This window comes from Paenibacillus sp. KN14-4R (assembly GCF_052180255.1).
Classification (GTDB): Bacteria; Bacillota; Bacilli; order Paenibacillales; family NBRC-103111; genus Paenibacillus_AM.
Map to the genome: position 1 here is coordinate 2,340,399 of NZ_CP197466.1, position 22,255 is coordinate 2,362,653.

The window sequence follows — 22,255 nt, forward strand, 5'->3', positions numbered from 1 at the left end:
GAGGGGCTAATTACCCCTCTTTACTATTTCCGCCAATACATCTCAACTATTAGTCTTTCCTGACCAACAGTGAGCAGCACTCCACATGCACCGTATACGGAAACAATGTACCAACAAACCTACATCGTTTTGTGTTCACAACGTGTTTACGGCTACATCTCAGGTTGAACACTCTTCATTAATGACTTGATTTGCTCTGTATTCGTAAATTCCCCTGGGATGAATTGTTTCACTACTCCTTGAGCAGTTACAAGTACAGTAGCAGGGAGACCTTTCACCTGAAACGCTGCTGCAGAATCACCACTTGGATCGGTCATTATAGGAAAAGGAAGCTGATGCGTCCGGGAAAATTCCATAATCGTTCCCTTCGACTCCCCAACGTTGACTGCCAAGACTTCGATTCCATCCATACCTGACTCGTAAGCTTCTTTAAGCAGGGACATTTCGCTTACGCACGATCCGCACCATGACCCCCAAAAATTGAGGAGAACCCCTTTGCCTTTATAATCTGATAGGTTTACCGCTCTACCATTCATATCTGTTACACGGATATCTGGAGCTAATTGACCTACGTGAATGGATGTGTCTGAATGTCTGACGCTAGTCGTAATGAGTGTGTAAGTCAAAGCGATTAGGATGATCCCGCATATACCCCAGTTTCTCCACCGCTGACTTTTTGTCCGACTCAAAGGGTTTTCTCCATTTCTGACTTTGCATCAGCATGTAGACCGAACAGACGATTAAAAGCACCTTGCAAGCCTTGGCTGCCATACTTTTGATAAAAAGTATTCACATCGCCTTCTTCCATAATTCGGCCTTCCTTTAAAAAGACGACCTGATCGGCAACTGCCTCTGCAATTTGAAGTTGATGAGTTGAGAAAATGACAGCATGTCCCTCTTGCTTAGCGGAACGGACCAGAGATATGAAAGATTCGAGCCAATATGGATCTAAGCCGTTTGTTGGTTCATCCATAATAAGTAATGGAGGTTTTGTTAGCAGGGCTTGAGCAAACAATAAACGCTGACGCATTCCTTTGGAGAAGGAAGAGACAGATTTGGATTTCACTTCATATAGTCCAACGATACGAAGTGTCTCCCTGACTCTATCCTTGGAAACTTTGCGTAACGACGCCCAGAACGTTAAAGTCTCTTCAGCTGATAACCCTTGACCAAACAAATAGTCATCTGGCATATAACCGATTTGTTCGGCGTAACTTCGGCGATTCTGCTTCCAGCTGACCCCATTGACTTCAATGAAACCGCTTGTTGGCTGTAGAATGCCGGCAATCATACGAAGAATGGTGCTTTTTCCAGCGCCGTTGCCACCGCATAGTGCAAGCACTTGTCCTTGACATATCTTTAGATCAACCGAATGGATGATCTGCTGTTTTTCAATACGTTTCGTGACTTCCTTCAGCTGCAAGATTGGGATTGGCTTATCCACGGGAACGCCCCCTCTCCCAGACCCAATAGGCAAGCCCAATAGCAGCTCCTATCCATATGAAACAGACCGCCAAAAAGCTCCAAATTCCCAAAGGCCCATTCATCCAACGGATCCATTCATAGTATTCCGGTCCCAGTGCCGCACCTCCACCGAGCTTCACAACAACGAATAGTCGAACCAGCTCTGCTGGATTGATCATCGTCAGTGCTGCTAACAACGGCTTAATCCACATATAAGGTAACAAGCCAAGCACGGCAATCAGGAGTGTTGGCCATCCAATAATGGTGAAAAACCAGATTGCAACACCGACTGTCAAAGCCTGCCATCGATTTCGTGCCCATGTGCCAATACAAATAGCAACGGCAAGAAACAAGACAATAAGTCCACCTGAGAACACGATAAACAAACCGAAGGTTTGGAAATCAAGCCCTTTTCCCGATAAAGCTCCTACAATGCTGGTAACTCCATAACCAAAGGCAATAATAGTCAATAGCACGGTTGCTAATCCAGCATATTTTCCTAATATAAAAGATAAGGTACGAATCGGATAAGTCGAAAGCAGCTGCCAGCTTCCCTCTTCCTTCTCTGCTGTTAAGGAGAAAGAACCGATTAACAAAGTCATTAATGGCAGCAAATATAAGATGAAATTCAACATTGTAGCTGTTGCGCTTGAAAAGCCTGTAATAAAGTTCTGCGAATTAATCAGCAGTAAGGACATGCTGAAGACGGTGAACAAAATCATGAAGGAGTATGACCACGGGTTACGAAACCCTAGTCTAACTTCTCTTAGCGCAATATGGAGCAGGTTCATTGTCCATGAGTTCCTTTATTGTCAGTTCCTTTATTGTCATTTCCCATCTTCATTTTGTCACCAGATTCGGTGTGTGCATTATTGTCGTGATGCCCGTTCATATCCATCATTTTTCCTTTAGCACGTTCCCAAGTATGATTTTTCAGCTCAGCTGCAGTCATCAACTTTCCTTTCTTTTGCTCGTCCATGAATTTTTGTGCAGATTGCTTATCTTTAAATGAATAGATTCCATATGCCATCGGAGTTTTAAATGAAGCATCATACACGTATTGCGCCTTTTGATAATCAATCCAATCTTTCGTGTTGTAATCTCTAACGAATTGAGCTTCTACCTTATCTATTCCATTTTTACCAATCCATTCATTCATACAACCAATATCATCAAACTTGTAGTTTTTTCCCTCTTTTGATGTCAGCTGTACAGCGAAACCCTCGTCTTTGACCTGCATATTACAAATTGCGCATTTATCAGTAGCTTCATTAACCGGTACAGCTGTATATTTTTCCTTCCCACAGCCAGTTAATAATAGGAATGTCACCATCATCGAAATTACAATAAATAAGTATTTTTTCATTTTCTTTTTACCCCCATAAAAGTCATTATTATTATTGAAAATACGAGAAGCATAAGCCCTAACAGCCAAACGCTCGTATCATCCTTGCTCTTTGTTCCCACAATTGTTTCTAAATGTTCTGGATTCAATAACGGAGCGGTATCTGTCGTCCATTCCGCTTTTCCCGCTGTATACATACTTTCCAGGAACTGCATGCCCGGCGATTGAAAGAACAACTGAAAGGCTGGTGTGGCTGATGTTAATCGCTGGAAAAATGGATTCATAGCATAGGCCATGTCGCTTATTCCATCGCCATTCAAATCAATGCCGTGGAAATTATCCCAATAATTTTGCTCAAATTGATTATTCGTGCTCTCATTCGCTTCCGCTGGGATTACGTTCCCTACAAAACGATTATTCATAAACTGATTCTGGTTGGATTCGAGAAACTGAATGCCTACGAAATTTTGATTGACTTCATTCTGTTCGAATTTATTCTTATGAGATTGCTCAATATATAGGCCGACCCGATTTCCCTCCACTTTATTGTTGATAATGCGTGAGGTCTGAACGTCGAACAGCAGTAAGCCTTGTGAATTGACATTTTCGCTTTGCTTAGAAAAAGTATTGCCTGTTACCTCGGCATCTTGGACACCCATGATCATGGCACCCGTAACATTGAATTCGCCGTAATTGCCTCGAACGACCGTTTCATTCGTATACATACAATGAATACCATAACGGGAATGATCAATCTTGTTATTCTCAATGTGATTACGGTTACTATTTTCCAAATATATGCCATCATTCATCTGAGAAATTTGGTTGTTATGTATGCGGTTCTCATGCGAATTGTAAAGATCGATCCCATTTCTTTTTTCCGAAAGCATTTCTTGCTGCTGAACTGCATTACTTTGCCCCGACCGGATACTTGTATTGGATATTTCGTGCTTCCCACTATCCCGAAGGACGATACCAAAAGAGCGAGTATGGATCGTTAACGAATCTAAAACGGCTTGATTCCCAGTTACTAACACAGCAGGAGATTCTTCTTCCGAAGGCTGAATAATGGTAATATTCCGTAGACTCACATTGTCCGATGCGATTTGAATGACCGGAACGTTATCTTCATGACCAGTAATTTCAACGGATCCTTTTCCTTGAATGGAAATGGCTTTATTCACAATGAGTGGGCCTTGGTAACTTCCTTCTTGTAAAATCAGCGTATCCCCTTCTGAAGTTCGATCTACCAACTCCTGAAGCTCGCTGCTTGATCTGGTTGGTTGTGCATTCACTGTGTGTGGCTTTAACAGACTTAACCCCAATATCAAGATCATTACAATCAAACAAGTTGTTGGTATAAGGCCAATCCGCGACTTGGGTATAGTCCTCATGATACTTGCAGCTCTTTCTTCTTGGTGATGTGCAGTTCCTCTTGATAGAGATGAATGTAAACCGAATATGTACCTGGCTTCTCAAACATTTTTTCTACTTCATAACGTCCCTTTCCTACCGATTGCGCAGCTTTCAAGTCCGGTTTGACACTGCGATCCGATGTTCGAATATCAAACTGTACATCAGCCCCCTTTTCTGTTACTAGACCCGAGATATTAGCGATCAGCTTTACTTTTTGCCCAACCTGTATAGCTGCTGGTTCTGTGGTAAATTCAACCTTAACCTTGGCCGGATCTTGCCCTTGTGGTGTGGAAGAACATGCAGGTACCATCATAAGCAATAATCCCGCAAGAATAATTGAAAATATGGTTTTTCTCATGCTACTACTCCTTCCCTTACAAATTCCAATATTTATTTTACGCATTATCTCCTCGATTTCTATCACCCGAAAGGGCTATTAAGGTTAACATCATGTGAATATATTGGGAACATTAATTGAATTTAGTTAAAAATCTCTTCATACAACAAAAAAAGCAGCTTCATTCCGCTGCTTCTACTAGATTCATCGTTCCACTCTCCTCTTTTTTCAACAAAGCTCTTGTAATTTTGAAATAATATTGTATTCCACATTCTCATCTACCAGGATCTGATCATTTGCTATCTTCAGCAGAGGTTCGTATTCGCCGATTAATACAGAATATTGGGCCTTTTGGAACAATGGGAGATCATTCATATCGTTTCCCATACAAATAAAGGGTTCAAGTTGGAGATTGGTTTGTTCCAATCCTGTCATTTTATTCACATTTTTATTTGTAATATCTAAGATACCTTCTGCTGAATGGTAGTGAATAGTGACGTCAAGCTCGGACACTCTTTTCGACAATTCCTCAAAATTACTGCATGCTAATACAACAATTTTGATATAAGATTCAATTTGACTCAATTCCACTCGTTGGGCAAGTTTACTTTGACTTATACTCTTAAGAAGAGGGTGATCTTTCGTTCCCTTAATGGAGTAGTTCAATGTATCATCAACGAGATAATCAGCCTGGTATTCGTCTAGAAGGTTTATAAGTTCAATGGCTAGCTTAGCTGGAATCGGGTTAAAATAGAGTGGCTTTCCTTCGTAATAGGCCATTGCTCCATTGGCACCGATTAAAAGATGATTATCAAAACGTTCATCCAAAATTGGCAGCATGTCTCGATAAGGTCGTGCAGAAGCAAAACCAATAAAGTGACCTAATTGCTGCATAGACAATAAATGATCTAAAATCTTTTTAGAAATTGGCTGACCTTTAAAACAAATCGTTCCATCCATATCAAAAATAAAATTCATGTGCTTCCTTCAACTCCAATCACCTTGATGTCTTACCATAATACTTAGAAATGCATCCACGTTGAAGGGACAGAATGAAGAAAGTTAGTGGGACAAAGAGATTACAAGGATTCAAACCAAGCTTCTGTTAATAATCGGATGCCTTGATGAATTTCCTTACAACTTAATGCCCCGTATCCAAGCAACACAGTGGGGTAATCGCTTGTTGTACGAGATCGATATCTGGATGTCCCATATACTTTTACGCCACTTCTTAATCCTAACTTGATTAATTCAGATTCGTTTTGATTGGTTTTTACAGTTACGAATGCATGTAATCCCATATCCTTACCTTCCACTTCCACAAAATACGCTTTCCGCTCGGATATCGCTTCGAAAAAGGTTATACGCTTCTCTTCATAGTGTTTCCTCATTTTTTGCAGATGCTTGTACCAATAGCCATTAGATAAATATTGTGCAAAAGTTAATTGATCAAGTCTTGTGACTGGTTGATCATATTCGGTTATTTTGGTATGAAATACGGACAACATCTCATAAGGAAGTACAACATAGCTAATATTTGTAACAGGTAAAAGAGCTTTTGATATCCTCCCTATATAGATTACCTTCTGAGGTGCATGACTTTGGATAGAAGCCAAGGCACCCTCTTCATATTTGAACTCCCACTCATAGTCATCCTCGATGACATAATGGTTCGCATTGACCCACTGCACCAACTTCTGTCTTTTATCTTGAGGCATAGCCATTTTATGGAGAAATTGTTGAGAAGGGCTCACGTAAATAATGTTTGCAGAGCTCTTCTCAAGTGCTTCTATCGATACGCCATCTGATTCTAAAGGAATGGCATGAACATGAAAGTTGTGGTTAATAAACGTGTTTCTAGCACCATCGTATCCTGGATCTTCCACTCCTATCTGATTTTCATTCCGATCTATGAACTGACATAGAAGTGAGACAAGCTGCTGAGGAGTTGAGCCAATAATGATTTGCTCAGGTGTAGAAATAACTCCTCTCGATTCAAATAGTAATCTGGATAGTTCTTTTCTTAAAGGATACTCACCTTGCGAGTCTCCCTCCACTTCATAATTGCTTTGATGATCGCCTATTATAACGTTTCGTGCTTTGTTCCATTGATTAAATGGAAATGCAGAGAGTTCAATATTTCCGTAACGAAAATCAATATCTACTTTTTTGATGATATCCTCACTCGGATCTGGAGAGGTCTTGTTCTCCGTCGTTTCAACCTTGAAAACAATCTCATACCCTTTTTTAGGAATATTATGAATAAATCCTTCTGAAACCAATAGCTGATAAGCACTTTCAACCGTATTTTTGCTTACTTTTAGTGATTGCGCACAGCTTCTAATCGACGGAAGAAATGTCCCGTAGTGTAAGTGACCTTCCAATATGCCTTGTTTAAAATAGCTATAAATTTGAAAAAATAAGGGCTTTTGATTCAGTGAAAAATCTAGTGAAAATTCACGCATGATGACGCCTCTCAGTCCTAGTACATAAAAAAGCCGCAAGATTCTGCGACTTTTATCATCTTCTAATTTCTTTGTCTTGTAAGAAGCAACATGATAAAGGAAATGATAATTATTGAGCATGTCCAAGCCCAAGCGATCTTCATATTCCCCGCATCAACCGCAACGTAGATCGCTGTGGGAATGGTCTGCGTTTTCCCAGGAATATTACCTGCAATCATTAACGTTGCCCCAAATTCACCAAGACTACGAGCAAATCCGAGAATATAGGCAGTGACTAATGAGCGAAAAGTAAGTGGAAGTGTGATGTATTTGAATACCTGCCATTCGTTAGCCCCAGTAGAGCGCGCAGCATCCTCTAAATTCCGATCTACAGAAGAAAATCCCACCTTCATCGTTTGATACACAAGTGGGAAAGCTACCACGATCGAAGCAATAACGGCTGCCCACCAAGAAAATATGATAGGTGCGGAAAAAAGCCATTCGATGAATGGACCAAACCAGCTTTTCCGTCCCAACATCACGAGAAGAATAAAACCCACCACTGTCGGCGGGAGAACAAGTGGCAGCATAAAAATGGTTTCGAGAATCGTCTTGCCTTTAAACGACCTTTGAGACATCCACCACGCTATTCCAACTCCAAGTACAATAACGATTAAGCTGGATAACAAAGATACTTGCAGCGACAGGGTGATTGGAGTCCAAAACTCATGCCAATTTATATCACTCATCATTACTTTAAGACGGAAAATCCATATTTAACGAACACCTCAAGCGCTTCTTTTGACTGCAAAAAAGTGTAGAAACCCTCGGCTTCTTTGCTATGTTTTGTAGCTTTAACAATTCCTATCGGATATTCAACAGGTGTATACGTTTTGGGATCAACAGCAAAAGCGACTTTAACTTTCTGAGATGTTAGAGCATCTGTTTTATAAACAAAACCAACATCTACATTGCCAGTTTCTACATATTGAAGCACTTGTCTTACATCTTTACCTTGCACCATTTTGGACTGCAGTGTATCCCAAAGTTTTGTATTTGTTAGGGCTTCTTTTGCATAGCCTCCTGCAGGTACACTCTCTGGAATACCAATCGCAATGTTCTTAACTTCCGCTTTAGACAAATCCGACACGCTGCCGATCGATACTTTTGTATCTTTTGCGATGACAGCTACGAGTTCGTTCGTTAATAATTTTTTTTGTTGGGTCGAATCGATGAATTGTTTATCCACGAGTACTTTCATGTTCTTCGTTGCTGCAGATAAGAATAAATCAGCTGGCGCTCCCTGCTCGATCTGCTGCTGAAGTGCACCCGAAGCACCAAAGTTGAAGTTTAATTTGATAGTTGGATTTTTCGTTTCATATGCTTTCTGAATTTCTTTAAGCGCATCGGTCATGCTGGCAGCAGCAGACACGGTTAGCTCTACCTTTTCAGCTGGGTTCTGGCTTGGAAGACTCGTACTTTGTGCTGCAGTACTGGAGTTGTTATCCGTGGCGGATTTTTGCTGCGTGCTGCATCCCGCAAATACTAACATTGCAGCTAAACCTAAAGACAGAATCCGACGACTTTTCATTTGTTTAATCATTTTCTCTCCTCCAAAGTATGTATGAATTATATTTAATTATAACTAGATATAAATAAACATAACCATTATACATAGGCCCCAAGTTATTGTAAACTTCTCTCGTGTATAATTTCTCTTTTTCATTTGTGATATAATGAGGTACTTATTAAATAAATGACCATTTTAGTTAGCTGGGAGGATCATGATATGTCGAGTGACATGTCTTATACAACAGAAGAAATCGCCAAACTACTGAAAGTATCGAAATTGACAGTCTATGATCTGATTAAAAAAGGTGACCTGCCCTCCTATCGGGTCGGCAAGCAGATGCGAATTGACGCTGCTGATCTGGAAGCCTATAAACAACGTGCGAGAACAGGATCAATTGCTGATCGCATTGTTATGGGCAATCCAAAGTTACATTCCAATCCGCTCGCTCCAGCTAGTTCTACTCGCCCGATCGTCATAACCGGTCATGATATCGGACTAGATATATTGGCTAAACATTTAGAAAAAAATATACCGGGAATTCGACCTTTGCGCTCATTCGTCGGCAGCCTGGATAGTTTAATTTCAATGTATCGAGGCGAGTCTGACATCGTAAGTACCCATCTATTGGATGGAGATTCTGGTGAATACAATCTCCCTTATATTCGAAAAATACTCGTTGGATCTTCCTACGTGGTTGTGAATTTACTTTCCCGAAATGCGGGACTGTACGTCAAGCAAGGAAATCCTTTTGGACTTCATACTTGGTCTGACTTAAGTCATCCCGGATTAAGATTAGTGAATCGGGAAAAAGGTTCTGGCGCCAGAGTTCTGCTGGATGAACAACTCCGCCTTCACGGAATCAAATCCGAGCAGCTTCTCGGCTATGACCATGAACAAACCAATCACCTCGGAGTCGCATCCAAGGTTGCATCTGGTGAAGCCGATGTTGGCGTAGGCATTGAGAAAACCGCCCAACTTGTGGGCCAAATTGATTTTATCCCTCTGATCCAAGAACGTTATGATCTCGTTATGCTTAAAAATCCAGATAATGAATCCTGGATCTACCCTCTTATTCAAATTCTACAGTCTGATGAGTTTAAACAAGAGCTTCAAGCAATCTCAGGTTATGATCTGACTCGGACAGGTGAAATCTTGCTTGAGACTTAAGAAAAGTGTAGTGATAGCATTCACTACACTTTTTTGCGTATAAATAAGCTTCTTATCGAACCCTATAAATCCTTGTATTTGTTAATAAATGCATATTTCTCTTCTATTATCTGCATCACTCTTCCTTTTTCTTGGGTTTTCTATGGAAATGAGGAAAAAAGTAGCTTTTCGAAGCATTCTTATAGAAAATAAAAAAGGCTTGCTCATGATTGCGCTACCATAAGGGAAAAACATCCATAAATGCGCGAATATCAACTCTTTACGGTTTTACATTATTTAAAGGTCGGCGTATGATTCCTATTAATAACTCGATATCATTCACATGTTGAATTCCCGCAAGGGAAACGGGGGAACCATCCGAACTCATTTATACCAAAAAGTGTGTTCATGGGGTGAATCATTTGCTTATTTAATCGGCAAGCGTAGGGCACTCTCAAGCCCGAATCCGACAGCTAACCTCGTAAACGTTATTGAGAGAGAACCTATACCGGCACCCCTGCAAGCATGAAACGTGCAGATCAAGTCCGAGAGTAGTGTCCTCTACTCGAAGGGCTTTTTTGGCATGAATACATACCGAGAGGAACACCTATCTAACGATTATAAGGAGTGTGCCAAGCATGGCATTAGTGATGGAGCATTTACCCAATTTGAATCATTCCCCTCTTGTGCAAAACAAAATCGATTCAATTGAGATTTTCAGACTTAAAAGCTGTGGTCTTATTAAGGTTTCATGTAATGGGTTCTGCGGTTGGGGAATGTTTGATGTGACTTGTCCACAACAGCAGCGTGATCTTGTTCAGTGGGCATCGGTTTATATGGTCTTGAAGAGACTATCTGTAACAGAGGCTCTTGAATTAATTCAAATTAAAAGTGAAGTTTGGGGTCTAGATCGAAGATACGCTATAGAAGTAGCCTTAACTAATCTCATGGATAAACTGTCACAGAGATCCTCTCTACAAAGAAGATCTGAAGGTGTGTTCCATCGCTCATTTTTATTGGAAATTTCAGACGCCTATTTTTCATTCTAAAGGTTGGAAAATTGAGTAATACTTGAGGCCATCATTGTAGATGTGCTATTATGAGAGAAATAAAAGACTATGTGTAACTGGCGTAACATGGGTTAAACCATGAGGGAGCACATAGATAATCAGCCGTACGCCTGGGCAGAGGTAAGGGATTAATCCCTTACCTCTTTATGTATTTTTACACATAAGAAAGGGCTGATCCCATGATGAAAGCAAAATTGATTCTTGACGGTAATACCGTAGCAACGAGTATAAAAGACAACTTAGTAGGTCGCATTAAGCGACTCTCTGAAAAAGGGATTGTTCCTTGCCTAGCAACCATTCTTGTCGGTGATGATCCATCTTCCGCAACTTATGTAAAGATGAAAGGCAATGCGTGCAAACGTCTCGGTATTGAGTCTATACGGGTTGAATTACCTTCCACTACCACTACAGATGAATTAATTGATGTCATTAACAAACTCAACAATGACCCAAAAGTTCACGGTATATTGCTGCAGCACCCCGTTCCCCATCAAATTGATGAAAGGGCTGCATTTGAAGCCATTCGTATTGAAAAGGATGTAGATGGTGTAACCACTCTCGGATTTGCTCAAAATGCTTTTGGTTTTGCCGACTTCCCTTCGTGTACACCGGCAGCCATTATTGCGATCCTAGACTATTACAATATACCAGTCGAAGGCAAGCATGCGGTTGTGATCGGAAGAAGTCCGATTCTTGGAAAACCCGTGTCCGCTATGCTGCTGAACAAGAATGCAACTGTTACCACATGCCATTCCAGAACCACTCATTTAGCTGAGATTGTACAATTAGCAGACATTGTAGTCGCAGCAGTTGGCAAGCCAAAGTTCGTCCAAGGTGACTGGATTAAGCCAGGAGCGATTGTATTAGATGCGGGCTATAATGAAGGTAACGTTGGTGACGTTGACTATGATGCATGTATGGAGAATGCGTCTGCCATTACCCCAGTTCCGGCAGGGGTTGGGCCTGTTACGATTGCAACATTACTTAAACACACCGTTGACGCTGCTGAAAAATTTGCCTAACGTCTGTTTGATCCGATATTCATTGAGAAACCCCACCTTTATATAAGATGGGGTTTTCATTATGCTGGTATAGGTGTTTTCGTTGGGTTAGCGTACCCTTTTTCGTATTTCTGATCAATCATTGTTCGAATTTCTTTGAGTGTCTTGCCCTCCTGCTTCATCTTGACGGACTCAACCGCGATTTGTAGACATACACCACACCGAGTTCCATGATCATCCCAAACAACAGAGCCATCAGCATTCACATCTTTGATAAAGCAGTTCAAATTGCTAGTATGCCCCGCACTTTCACCGCAGCCGCAATAACAAGGTATCCACTTGATAATATCTGAAGCCATTCCAGCCACTTGATACACCATACGAATCTCATCTTTTTGGTTGTTTAAAAATGTCGGTAGTACACTAGCAGATGCCGTCTTCTCTTGGATATCTCCTTGGATATGATCTTGATGTGCTTCTTCTTTTTTAGTGCTGCAGGCGGAAAGAACGAGTACACATAATATGAAAAATACAAATAACTTATATCTCAACCTTTTCACCTCATGAAAGTATTTAAGATTAATATATCATAAAGAAATGAAGTAAAAAGTAAATTGAGAATTGTTCGAAATATCGTTGTATTTTCTTATACGCGTTCTATTAGACTGTTTTCATCTACCTCACTCTGGTATACAATGCTTGAAGGGATCAATCGTTTGAAAACGGAAAGGCGGGATACATTTTGTCATCAAACAACCATCCTTCATGGTTACAAAATTACTTGGAATCACCTGATAAGTTACGACAGCTCTATCGACGGACGTTGATTGTTGTCGTCATTTCACAAATTTTCGGAGGTGCAGGTCTTGCGGCAGGTGTAACGATCGGTGCACTGCTAGCCCAAGACATGCTTGGAACAGATAGTTACGCGGGGATCCCGGTTGCGTTAATTACTTTAGGCTCTGCTGTGTCATCATTAATTGTAGGAAGGTTGTCCCAACGTTTTGGAAGAAGAATGGGACTTTCACTCGGATTTCTGGCGGGTGGAGTTGGTGCTATTGGCGTCATCTTTGCTGCAATATCAAGTAATATCTTTCTTCTGTTTGCCTCTCTACTGCTCTATGGTGCTGGCACTTCAACCAATTTACAAGCACGCTATGCAGGTACAGACCTTGCAAACAACACACAACGTGCAACAGCAGTCAGTATTGCGCTTGTCTCAACCACTCTTGGAGCCGTGGCTGGCCCCAATCTAGTTGAAACGATGGGGCACTTTGCAAATACAATTGGCGTCCCCACGCTAGCAGGTCCGTTTATTTTATCAGCTGCAGCTTTCATCGTTGCAGGTTTGATCCTGCTCGTGTTACTTCGTCCTGACCCATTGGTTGTTGCGAAAGCAATTGCAGATAAGCACCGAAAAGATGAGGGTCCGCATTCCCATCAAAGCCCGAGCACAATCGCCTCTAATAAACGAGGAATCATTGTTGGGGCGACGATTATGATCTTAACTCAGATTGTTATGGTCTCCATTATGTCCATGACACCTTTACATATGGGCCATCATGGGTATGGTTTATCAGATGTAGGTCTGGTTATTGGGATCCATGTAGGCGCCATGTACCTACCTTCTCTTGTGACAGGGGTGCTTGTTGATAAGATTGGACGTACGACAATGGCAATAGCAGCTGGGGCGACGTTACTTCTTGCCGGGATTCTGGCTGCATTAGCCCCTGGTGACTCCCTACCGCTATTGATCGTTGCTCTGGCGCTACTCGGACTTGGTTGGAACTTTGGCCTCATTAGTGGTACAACGTTAATCGTTGATGCAACTACCCCCTCTACACGGGCCAAAACACAAGGATCTGTGGATGTGTTAATCGCATTATCAGGAGCATCTGGTGGCGTCTTATCGGGTATGGTGGTCGCTCATTCGAGTTATTCGACTCTTGCTTTAATAGGAGGTTTCCTCTCCTTACTACTTGTTCCGGTTGTTGTGTGGTCCGTTACGCAGCAGAAAGCAAGTACTCAGAAGGAAGTTAATTTCTAATCAAATTGAATAAAATAACACCAAAAAGAAGCACTAGTTCATCGTGCTTCTTTTTTCAGCATCCGTTTGATTCTTCTCCATATACTCCAGTCCCCATTCACGCATCAGCATAATGATGGGCTGTAGTGATTTTCCAAATTCGGTTAATGAGTATTCCACTTTCGGTGGCACTTGCTGGTAAACTTCACGGTGAACCACACCATCTTCCTCTAGCTCTCTAAGCTGTAGGGTCAACATACGTTGGGTAATGCCCGGACATATCCGCTTGAATTCACTAAATCGCTTCGTTCCACCCAATAAGTGATAAAGAAGTACCCCCTTCCATTTTCCACCAATCACATCAAGGGTATATTCAACAGGACAAGCTTCTTTATTTGTACCTGAATGATTGCCGAAGCCACCTTTACGATCACGCATAAAGCCATCTCCTTTGGTACCATTTTTGTTACTACATCACATTAATGTGCGTACTTCTCTTTGATAAGTGTATAACTTAATATATGTTGTAGACGATCACCCGTCAATATATCGCATAGATAATAAGGAGTGCATAAACCATGGAAACAATAACTTCGAGAAAAAATGAAATCCTATCTGCGTATCAATATCGACACGCTACAAAGGAATTTAGCAACCAAAAAATTAGTGAAGCGGACTTTGCATTTATTTTGGAAACAGGACGTTTATCCCCGAGTTCGTTCGGTTTTGAACCTTGGAAGTTTATTGTCGTACAAAGTCCTGAGATACGTGAGAAAATCCGTCCTTATGCTTGGGGAGCTCAAAAGCAGTTACTCACTGCAAGTCACTTTGTCATCCTATTATCCAGGCAGCCTAAAGATATGTTGGCTCATTCCGATTACATCCAAGACTTTATGATGAATGTGCAGCAGCTTTCGCCTGAAGTTGCCGCAGGCAAGCAAAAGACTTATGACAAGTTCCTTAAAATCGATTTTGATTTAGAAAAAAATGAGCGATCCATGTTCGAATGGGGCTGCCGACAAACGTATATCGCACTAGGTAATATGATGACGGCCGCAGCTCAGATTGGGATCGATTCTTGCCCGATGGAAGGATTTATGAAGGAGCAATTGGAACAAGTGCTGGTAGACGAGGGGATTATGGATCGAGCGCATTTTGGTATTTCCTGCATGGTTGCCTTCGGTTATCGATTGAACGAACCTCGCGCAAAAACAAGACGTCCTGCTTCTCAAGTTATTCAGTGGGTTTAAGCCCTACAGATAAAAACCAGTCTTACACAACAAGTAGTGTTAGACTGGTTCTTTTTTATCATCTATGAAGCTGTTTGCTAATTAAGGTAATGTCACCGTAAAGCTGTCAAACGTATATCCTTTTCCATCTAAAGGTTTAAATTCGATGCTTTTTTCATTCCCATTTGCATCCATTTCAACTCCCCCACCATTCGTAGGTAAGGACAAGTAAGGAGTGATTTTCAATTGTTTGACGTTCGGATCAATCGGATCGAAACGGCGGCTGCCCGATATATATTCTTTACCATCTATGATTTTACCCTCACTGCCTCCTGAATGAAAGACAATTTCTTTACCTGTCTCATCGACCATTTTGAATTCAATATAGCTCGATAAGTGATCTGTATCTTTGGATAAAGCATGAAAAGAAACCAGTATGCCTGCTGGGCCTACTTTTAAATCCGTAACGTTAAAGTCAATACCTTTGACCTGCTGCTTATGATCAATCGGGACGAGCTTCACATCATTACGAACTTTTACAGGAATAGTGAAACTCCACTTTTGACCCTTTTCTGCTTCGAGTGATAAACCAAGATTAAATGCTTCTGGCATAGCTGCAGTGGGATCGATTTCTAAAATACCCTTTCGATAAGTTGAGCTGACTTCATTCTCTTTCGAGCCACCAGAGAATCCAATACTTTGTCCATTTATAGATAGACCCATTCTTAAAGGAGACTCCCCAAGCGGTTTCTCTGAATTCAATGAATATCCAATCGAAAAGCGTGTCCCATCGTAGAACACTTCATCAATCGTAAGAGAGGTGTCCCCCACAACTTGCGGCTTGCCAATAACATCCGTTAACCCTTGCTCACTTGCCTTTTTCAACCCCGTATCCCCGAACTCACTAAATATCGAACCGACAATTGGGATTTTGGAGACAATGCTTGCCATAACTGGTGATACTGCAGCCGAACTAATAAGCAGGACAGAAGCCATGACAGCAGCACTAGCACCATAAAAGACTTTTCTTCGTTTGGGGATTCTTTGATTCGCATTTGCCCCTTGAACCGTATTTGCGATGATCGCATCTAGCTTGGCATGTGGTACGGGAATCTCATCAATCTCTTGTTTAAATAAATGAACTTTTTCTCTCATCTGTATATGCCCCCTTTAATAGTGCTTTTAATTTAATCAGTCCTCGGTGAAGATTTGTTTTCACGGTACCTTCCGGACATTCTAAGCAAGTTGAAATTTGTTTGATCGTATAGTCTTTATAAAATCGCATGAGGATCACAGTTTTATATTTTTCCTCAAGCTGCTCCATCGCCTGCAAAAGATCAATCTGATCTTCAAGTTTGAGAGAATTCGGTTCTCCCACATTTTCAAGCATTTCTGGACTCATTGAGACTACTTTTCGTTTCTTTTTTAAATTTGCAATGGCTGTATGGATTAAAATACGAACCAACCACGATGAAAAATATTGATTGTCTTGAAGTGTAGATATCGACTTAAAGGCTTTATAGACGGTTTCTTGAAAGACTTCTAGCGAATCTTCTTCATTGCGCATGTATACATACGCCATCTTATACAACTTCTCTTTCTCTTCCTGCATCAGTATTTGAAATGCTTCCGAGTCGCCATTCTTTGCCCGAGAGACAAGATCTAACTTAGCATTCATTTGGTCACCCCTCCTTTTCTCCCTTATTAGAGAAATCAGATCAGCAAAACGTTTCATGTTTTCAAAAATAAAGAGACGACTTTCCCTATCAGTGGAAGATTCGTCTCTTGGATTCCATACATTTTATGTACAGAGCACAATTAGTTGGTAAGCTTAAAACTGGTTCGAATGGTATTTACATATGCGCTCATCGCAAGATACTCTTCAGTTAATTTGGAATCACTAGGATCGTATTGAACATCACCAGGTGTACTAATCGTAAAGACCTTATCCCCTTGTTCACCGATTTTATGCATATATCCAATTCCCATAGCGTCTGGGCCGTTAGTCAGCCAATCTGCCTTCGTCCAAACTGAAATACTAAAGATGACGCCCCCACCTACAGATTTATTCGCCTTGTCTATAAAATTGATATTTCCCACTAATGAGCCGCTAGCCTTGGAAATAGCTGCTTCATATTTCCCATCCCAACTTTTCGGTAGGTTAAGGGTGAAATGGTAGGTATCATTACGATAAACCATACTCGGAGCAGGTGCAATCTCTTTCCCATTCACTTTATCAACCCGAAGATTTACGGCCGCATAGTTTCTAAAATCTCCAATGCCCTCTGTAACGAAATTTTGGGTATCCACTCCAAATCCATTACCGCCTATCTTCACTTCACCGATCTTTCTACTATTATCATTGAAAAAGGATAGTGTTGCATCTATTTGGTTTAACGAGCTTCCAACACCTTCATATTTCAACTGGCCGCTAACTTTCGTATTCGTTCCAGCCTTCGTTAAAATCAAATTACCTACAAGGATATCCTTGAAGTCGGGATCCGTTAATAGGAGCTGCCGATTTTTCACATAAATCTTTTGCAGCTCTTGATCGTAGTCAATCGTTGCCCCTAAATGCTCAGCTACGAATCGGATTGGAACATACGCATGTCCGTCAACATTAAGTACCTTGTAGTCCTTATCTAGAGTTGTTTGTGCATCATTGATTTCGAAATGAACTGGAAATAATAAAGCTTTAATCGAATCCGACGCAACAGCAATAGATGTGAATGAAATTGCAATCCCACAACATAATCCAACTACAAATTTTTTCAAAATAGCACCTCATTCTTTATGTTTATAACCATAGACGTGTAAATACAGGAAAAGTTTTACAATAAGTGGAAATTTCTTATAAAAATTGACCAAATTAAAAAACCAGCCCAACACGATAAAGTGTCTGACTGGTTCTTCGAACAGGACCCTCTACTTTCTTTTCCTCTGCGTCCATTCCATCGCTTGCTCCGCGTCCTGCATGGGGATGTAACTCAAGGATAGTTTCAGATTATCACTTGCTGAGGCAATGGCGACTTTGAAAGAGGCAATCTCTCTCTTTTGTTGAAAAATAGTCTGTGTAAGTCGCGACCACTGTACACGGTCTTTATGGATCAGCGCAACTCTGCGCGTTAAAACACCATTTTGAATCGTGAGTTGATTCTCTTCCACTCTCCACCCTGTAAGTTTGTACTCCAAAATACGGACAATGACTGTCCATATTGGAATAAGAGGAGCAAACCAACCATAGGGTTTGGGTACAAAAATAAAGAGCGGTATACATATAACCAAACTAATTATTAATGGCATTAATAAATAATATCGAAGTGATTTTCGATTTAATTGCTTTAATTCACTTCCTACATGATAGCTCGTATAGGTTTCCAGGAACGCAGGTACTTCAGCTATTCGTAAGATAGGGTGCAGAACAACCGTTTTATCACTATCTTTCTTCCCGCTACTTCGAACAAAGATGACTCGCACACACACATAACCGAAAAGTCGTTGCAGCGGCTTTTGTATGATTAGGACACTCTGAATACGCTTTTGAGGAATCGAGGTTTTCTTTTTTTCAAAAAGACCACGTTCGATATACATTTCATCCCCCTGCATCCTTAATTTGAACTGATAGTCCCCAATTAAAGTCAGCAAGAATGAGAGTATACCTGATAATACAAGTAACAAGCCAATGCTTAATACAATCCAATTGGATATGATCCATTGCGGCATAAGAGAGACAACATCGATCTCTGCTTTCTCCTCAATCCTTCTCCATAACTTAAACCCTAAACCAAGCAATAGGAAGAAGATCACGCCGAATTTAGGCGACAGCATACTATGGATGATTAAATCTCTTGTATGGATTTGAATAAATGACTCTTCTGCTTGATCATGAACGGCATTTTGGGTAAACTGCTCTCCTTTTACTTCACTTGTAGTTTCTATAGATTCTGTCTGCGCGTGGTTTGATACTAGTACACTGCGGATACGCTCAGCTTCTTCTTGGGTAATGCAGCTGAGTACAACGCTAGAATCTTCTCCACCAGCAACTTCCAAAGTTAATGTGATTGTTTTAAAAATTCGATCATATGTACGTATCGTCGAATCAATGGATTGAAGCCGTTCCGGCGTAATCCAACGCTCTTTTTTCACAAATATCCCGCTCTTGATATAAATCGAATCTGAGTTCACTTGATACATAAAACTTTTCCAGCGCAATATTCCTACTGTCAACAACACCGCTGCTAAGATTAGTATAGCGACAACGAAAAACCAGACAATGTTCAGATCTTTATCGAAGCTTTTTCTGATAAATAATAGGATAATCGGGACGGTCCAACTGTATGAGTAAGATTCTTTTAATGATTTGACGACAAAATATATGATCGAGATCGGGTGTAATCGACTTAGTCGCGGCTCAGACATCATCATCACCTAATCTTGCAAGCTCCGCAATTTTCTTACGAACTTCTTCAGCCGTTTCTTCAGTTAGACCCGGTATTTCATGACTACCTGCAGCTGTGGAGAATGTAATGGTGAACAGTCCGAACTTTCTGAGGATCGGCCCCTGCTTGGAATCCACGTGTTGAATGCGGATCATGGGGATGAGTGTCCTCCTTTTGAAAATAAGACCATGCCACAATTCCACCTCATACTCATTAACTCCATACTTCCAAGTCTTGTATTTCAGATTAGGCAAAATACTAATTTCAAAAGGTATCGCAATAACTGCGAGTATCGCTGCTCCGATCACGTACCACATCGACCAATCAAATTTCAATGTAACAAATAAGAGGCTGATTACAATGACGGCGTATACACCAATTGTAATCCACCCCTCCATTTTTCGTGCGTCGATCACTTTCTCATCAATTGGCTTTAAATGACTTTCAAACAATCTGATTCACATCCACTTTATTATATTTTCTAAGTTCATCACTTGATGACTAGCCCTAATAGGCCGATAAAAGATCTTGCTTGTTCTTCTGTAACAATACAACCATTCAAATCTTCTCTTTCAACAATGATTCCGTCAAAATGGCATTCGCTCAAGTCGATTCCTTCCAGCTTCGAACCAGACAGCATCATTTTCTCGATCTGACAATCGTTTAATGATATTTTGTCTAATGTGGTCTTGAAAAAGTCGGAACTTCGTAATGAACACGCAGCAAACGAAACCTTGTTCAATTTCGAGAAGCGAAACGCCGCAAAATCCCCTACACAATTCACAAACTGTACGTCTTTGAACCTGGACAACATAAAATCTGTTCCAATTAATTTACAGTTTCTGAACTCCACTCGCTGAAAAAAAGAACTCGAGAAATCAAGATTAGACAGATCGCATTTTTCGAAAATGACATCCGTTACCTCCGCGTTGGGGAACGTAGACTCGGTAACCGTTACTTGCTTAAACCATACTTGATCAAAAGACACTTTACTTGCCTCTTGATACTCAATGGTGGCATCAGTTATGCATCCATGACGAAGCTCATCTTTACTGCCTAATACGTAATGTGACTCTGTAAGATCAGGTAAATCAGCTGGGATTCTTGGTGCAGCGATTTTGATAGTAATCCCTCTCCCCTCCTTCTGTCTGACGTTCATCTACTAAGAATAACATATTTCTATGATCTACCTATACGACTTTGGCAATTATCCCAACATACTCGAATATATCGCTCTCTTCTCTTGCGCAATCGCTTTTACAGCTTCCAAATTGGCGATTTGCTGTTCCAACTGCGCCATATGAAGATCTAGAATTTCCATTCGTTTGTGCAAAATTGGCTGAATGTCTTCGATCACCTCATTGTTCGAAGAAAGCAGACAACCATCTTCTGTAAAGTACGCGATGTCTTCCAGCTTCATACCCGTTTGCTTTAAGCCATAAATAAACCGGATCATTCGAAGATCCTGATCATTGTATCGACGAATTCCATCGTACTTACCGCCTTGACGTTCAGGACTTGGAAGAAGTCCGATTTTTTCATAGTAACGAAGTGTATAGGTTGTAATCCCTGTTAACTTTGATACTTCACTAATCGAGTACATGAGACATACCGCATCCTCTCTATTCGCAGATGAGAATTACTTTTCCGATGGATAACGATTTTTCTAGCAGATCTTGTGCCTGTGCAGCATCCCGAAGTGGAATACGATGGGAGATAAGTGGATTGATTTTCCCTTCATCTAATAAGGTCAGCAGGCATTGTACATCCTCACGAAACCAATCTAATCTTTCCTTTTTTAAAGAAGTGATGCTATACAAATAAACGGGATTGCCGCTTTCTGTGACTTGCATCTGAGATAGATTCTCCCAGTCTTTTGACCAATCGTCAGGCTCGCCATGCTCCAGAATTGAAGTATACCCATAACCGATGAAACGACCCTTCTTACTTAAAGTTTGTAGGGAACGTTCATAATTAGGACCTCCAATGGGGTCAAACACTACATCCATGCCTTCTGGAGCCTTATGTTGGAGGACCTCAACAAAATCTTCGTTCCGGTAATCGATTGGGACTGCACCTAATTGGGATACGGTCGCATGCTTGGCAAAGGATGCTGTACCGAACATGTCTAAACGGGCAAGTTGTCCAAGCTCAAGCAAAGCAGTTCCTACTCCACCACTAGCCCCATGAATCAGAATACGTTCACCTTCTGACACTTTTGCAATGCGGTGAAGCATTTGATAGGCTGTAACATAATTCAAGAGGATCGCAGATGCGAACGCGGCATCGATATGTGCTGGAATGACAACCAATTCATCGGACTTTGCATACACATATGCGGCATAGCCACCTGTCCCATTGAAAAAGACCGCTACTTGATCCCCTATCGAATATTGTTGCATGTCTTCTCCTAGCTCGTCAATAATGCCAACTGCATCATAACCGGGTGTAAATGGAGTCTTGGGCAATGCAGGAAATTTCCCTTCTCTTCTCATAATATCTGAGAGTGCAACACCAGCACTTCTGACCTTTACTCGAACTTCATCTTTCTCTGGCTTACGCAGTGGTTCCTCCATCCCTTTAAGTACTTCCGATCCACCGTATTGGGTTACCATAATGCGTGTGTTTAACATGAACATCTCTCCTCGATAAAATAATAATGAATGTTCGTAGTATAGAAGTTAGAGTGAACTCGAAGTCAAGCAGGTAGATAAACAAAAACGCTAGGTCATGAGCGACTTAGCGTTTCTTGATATTCCTGCCTA

At 41.0% G+C, this 22,255-nt stretch carries 25 protein-coding genes and 2 riboswitches; of the genes, 5 read left to right on the forward strand and 20 right to left on the reverse strand.

The window, feature by feature from the left end; genetic code table 11:
• Nucleotides 1-152 precede the first annotated feature (152 nt).
• From ACSBOP_RS11060 to modA, 10 genes are all read right to left on the reverse strand, one after another.
• Nucleotides 153-689 (reverse strand): redoxin domain-containing protein, encoded by a 537-nt coding sequence (locus ACSBOP_RS11060; protein WP_442600592.1) that lies wholly within the window; start codon nt 687-689, stop codon nt 153-155.
• The gene (locus tag ACSBOP_RS11065) at nt 686-1,444 is read right to left on the reverse strand and encodes an ABC transporter ATP-binding protein (protein ID WP_442600593.1); all 759 of its coding nucleotides are present in this window, start codon (nt 1,442-1,444) and stop codon (nt 686-688) included. The genes ACSBOP_RS11060 and ACSBOP_RS11065 overlap by 4 nt, the downstream gene beginning before the upstream one ends.
• Nucleotides 1,437-2,255: an ABC transporter permease gene (locus ACSBOP_RS11070; protein ID WP_442600594.1), complete on the reverse strand. Its 819-nt coding sequence runs from the start codon at nt 2,253-2,255 to the stop codon at nt 1,437-1,439. The genes ACSBOP_RS11065 and ACSBOP_RS11070 overlap by 8 nt, the downstream gene beginning before the upstream one ends.
• Nucleotides 2,252-2,830, reverse strand: a complete 579-nt coding sequence (locus ACSBOP_RS11075; protein ID WP_442600595.1) for a nitrous oxide reductase accessory protein NosL — start codon at nt 2,828-2,830, stop codon at nt 2,252-2,254. The genes ACSBOP_RS11070 and ACSBOP_RS11075 overlap by 4 nt, the downstream gene beginning before the upstream one ends.
• A complete protein-coding gene (locus ACSBOP_RS11080) occupies nt 2,827-4,203 on the reverse strand; it encodes a right-handed parallel beta-helix repeat-containing protein (RefSeq protein ID WP_442600596.1) in 1,377 nt (458 codons plus the stop codon). The genes ACSBOP_RS11075 and ACSBOP_RS11080 overlap by 4 nt, the downstream gene beginning before the upstream one ends.
• Complete coding sequence (locus tag ACSBOP_RS11085) at nt 4,200-4,583, reverse strand: FixH family protein (protein ID WP_442600597.1); 384 nt, start codon at nt 4,581-4,583, stop codon at nt 4,200-4,202. The genes ACSBOP_RS11080 and ACSBOP_RS11085 overlap by 4 nt, the downstream gene beginning before the upstream one ends.
• 207 nt (nt 4,584-4,790) lie before the next feature.
• Nucleotides 4,791-5,540: an HAD-IIB family hydrolase gene (locus ACSBOP_RS11090; protein ID WP_442600598.1), complete on the reverse strand. Its 750-nt coding sequence runs from the start codon at nt 5,538-5,540 to the stop codon at nt 4,791-4,793.
• Between the two features lie 101 nt (nt 5,541-5,641).
• On the reverse strand, nt 5,642-7,027 hold the full coding sequence (pdxR, locus tag ACSBOP_RS11095; RefSeq protein ID WP_442600599.1) for a MocR-like pyridoxine biosynthesis transcription factor PdxR: 1,386 nt from the start codon (nt 7,025-7,027) through the stop codon (nt 5,642-5,644).
• A gap of 62 nt (nt 7,028-7,089) precedes the next feature.
• The gene (gene modB, locus ACSBOP_RS11100; protein ID WP_442600600.1) at nt 7,090-7,755 is read right to left on the reverse strand and encodes a molybdate ABC transporter permease subunit; all 666 of its coding nucleotides are present in this window, start codon (nt 7,753-7,755) and stop codon (nt 7,090-7,092) included.
• Nucleotides 7,756-7,757: 2 nt separating this feature from the next.
• Nucleotides 7,758-8,609 (reverse strand): molybdate ABC transporter substrate-binding protein, encoded by an 852-nt coding sequence (modA, locus tag ACSBOP_RS11105; RefSeq protein WP_442600601.1) that lies wholly within the window; start codon nt 8,607-8,609, stop codon nt 7,758-7,760.
• A gap of 186 nt (nt 8,610-8,795) precedes the next feature.
• On the opposite strand from modA, the gene ACSBOP_RS11110 reads away from it, so the two are divergent.
• From ACSBOP_RS11110 to ACSBOP_RS11120, 3 genes are all read left to right on the forward strand, one after another.
• Nucleotides 8,796-9,746 carry a substrate-binding domain-containing protein gene (locus tag ACSBOP_RS11110; protein WP_442600602.1) on the forward strand — a complete coding sequence of 317 codons (951 nt, stop codon included), beginning with the start codon at nt 8,796-8,798 and terminating at the stop codon, nt 9,744-9,746.
• A gap of 313 nt (nt 9,747-10,059) precedes the next feature.
• Nucleotides 10,060-10,228, forward strand: a riboswitch (cyclic di-AMP (ydaO/yuaA leader).
• 135 nt (nt 10,229-10,363) lie between these two features.
• Nucleotides 10,364-10,774: a hypothetical protein gene (locus tag ACSBOP_RS11115; RefSeq protein WP_442600603.1), complete on the forward strand. Its 411-nt coding sequence runs from the start codon at nt 10,364-10,366 to the stop codon at nt 10,772-10,774.
• 63 nt (nt 10,775-10,837) lie between these two features.
• A riboswitch (ZMP/ZTP riboswitch) is annotated at nt 10,838-10,918 on the forward strand.
• 56 nt (nt 10,919-10,974) lie between these two features.
• On the forward strand, nt 10,975-11,817 hold the full coding sequence (locus ACSBOP_RS11120) for a bifunctional 5,10-methylenetetrahydrofolate dehydrogenase/5,10-methenyltetrahydrofolate cyclohydrolase (protein WP_442600604.1): 843 nt from the start codon (nt 10,975-10,977) through the stop codon (nt 11,815-11,817).
• Nucleotides 11,818-11,876: 59 nt separating this feature from the next.
• Here ACSBOP_RS11120 and ACSBOP_RS11125 read toward each other — a convergent pair whose 3' ends face one another.
• Nucleotides 11,877-12,347, reverse strand: coding sequence for a PCYCGC motif-containing (lipo)protein (locus ACSBOP_RS11125; RefSeq protein WP_442600605.1), 471 nt, complete (start codon nt 12,345-12,347; stop codon nt 11,877-11,879).
• Between the two features lie 191 nt (nt 12,348-12,538).
• On the opposite strand from ACSBOP_RS11125, the gene ACSBOP_RS11130 reads away from it, so the two are divergent.
• Nucleotides 12,539-13,843 carry an MFS transporter gene (locus ACSBOP_RS11130; protein WP_442600606.1) on the forward strand — a complete coding sequence of 435 codons (1,305 nt, stop codon included), beginning with the start codon at nt 12,539-12,541 and terminating at the stop codon, nt 13,841-13,843.
• Between the two features lie 33 nt (nt 13,844-13,876).
• Here the strand turns inward: ACSBOP_RS11130 and ACSBOP_RS11135 are convergent, their stop codons facing one another.
• Nucleotides 13,877-14,260 (reverse strand): winged helix-turn-helix transcriptional regulator, encoded by a 384-nt coding sequence (locus tag ACSBOP_RS11135; protein ID WP_442600607.1) that lies wholly within the window; start codon nt 14,258-14,260, stop codon nt 13,877-13,879.
• 140 nt (nt 14,261-14,400) lie between these two features.
• Between ACSBOP_RS11135 and ACSBOP_RS11140 the strand changes: the two genes are divergently transcribed.
• Nucleotides 14,401-15,072 carry an NAD(P)H-dependent oxidoreductase gene (locus ACSBOP_RS11140; protein ID WP_442600608.1) on the forward strand — a complete coding sequence of 224 codons (672 nt, stop codon included), beginning with the start codon at nt 14,401-14,403 and terminating at the stop codon, nt 15,070-15,072.
• Nucleotides 15,073-15,153: 81 nt separating this feature from the next.
• On the opposite strand, the gene ACSBOP_RS11145 is transcribed toward ACSBOP_RS11140, so the two are convergent.
• From ACSBOP_RS11145 to ACSBOP_RS11180, 8 genes are all read right to left on the reverse strand, one after another.
• A complete protein-coding gene (locus tag ACSBOP_RS11145; RefSeq protein WP_442600609.1) occupies nt 15,154-16,206 on the reverse strand; it encodes a DUF4179 domain-containing protein in 1,053 nt (350 codons plus the stop codon).
• On the reverse strand, nt 16,181-16,729 hold the full coding sequence (locus ACSBOP_RS11150) for a sigma-70 family RNA polymerase sigma factor (protein WP_442600610.1): 549 nt from the start codon (nt 16,727-16,729) through the stop codon (nt 16,181-16,183). The genes ACSBOP_RS11145 and ACSBOP_RS11150 overlap by 26 nt, the downstream gene beginning before the upstream one ends.
• 140 nt (nt 16,730-16,869) lie before the next feature.
• Nucleotides 16,870-17,826 (reverse strand): stalk domain-containing protein, encoded by a 957-nt coding sequence (locus tag ACSBOP_RS11155; RefSeq protein ID WP_442600611.1) that lies wholly within the window; start codon nt 17,824-17,826, stop codon nt 16,870-16,872.
• A gap of 150 nt (nt 17,827-17,976) precedes the next feature.
• Nucleotides 17,977-19,476: a PH domain-containing protein gene (locus ACSBOP_RS11160; protein WP_442604452.1), complete on the reverse strand. Its 1,500-nt coding sequence runs from the start codon at nt 19,474-19,476 to the stop codon at nt 17,977-17,979.
• Nucleotides 19,463-19,942, reverse strand: a complete 480-nt coding sequence (locus ACSBOP_RS11165; RefSeq protein WP_442600612.1) for a PH domain-containing protein — start codon at nt 19,940-19,942, stop codon at nt 19,463-19,465. Before ACSBOP_RS11165 ends, ACSBOP_RS11160 begins: the two co-directional genes overlap by 14 nt.
• Nucleotides 19,943-19,980: 38 nt before the next feature.
• Nucleotides 19,981-20,649 (reverse strand): pentapeptide repeat-containing protein, encoded by a 669-nt coding sequence (locus tag ACSBOP_RS11170; protein ID WP_442600613.1) that lies wholly within the window; start codon nt 20,647-20,649, stop codon nt 19,981-19,983.
• A gap of 48 nt (nt 20,650-20,697) precedes the next feature.
• The gene (locus ACSBOP_RS11175; RefSeq protein ID WP_442600614.1) at nt 20,698-21,093 is read right to left on the reverse strand and encodes a MerR family transcriptional regulator; all 396 of its coding nucleotides are present in this window, start codon (nt 21,091-21,093) and stop codon (nt 20,698-20,700) included.
• A gap of 19 nt (nt 21,094-21,112) precedes the next feature.
• The gene (locus ACSBOP_RS11180) at nt 21,113-22,123 is read right to left on the reverse strand and encodes a medium chain dehydrogenase/reductase family protein (RefSeq protein WP_442600615.1); all 1,011 of its coding nucleotides are present in this window, start codon (nt 22,121-22,123) and stop codon (nt 21,113-21,115) included.
• Nucleotides 22,124-22,255: the final 132 nt, after the last annotated feature.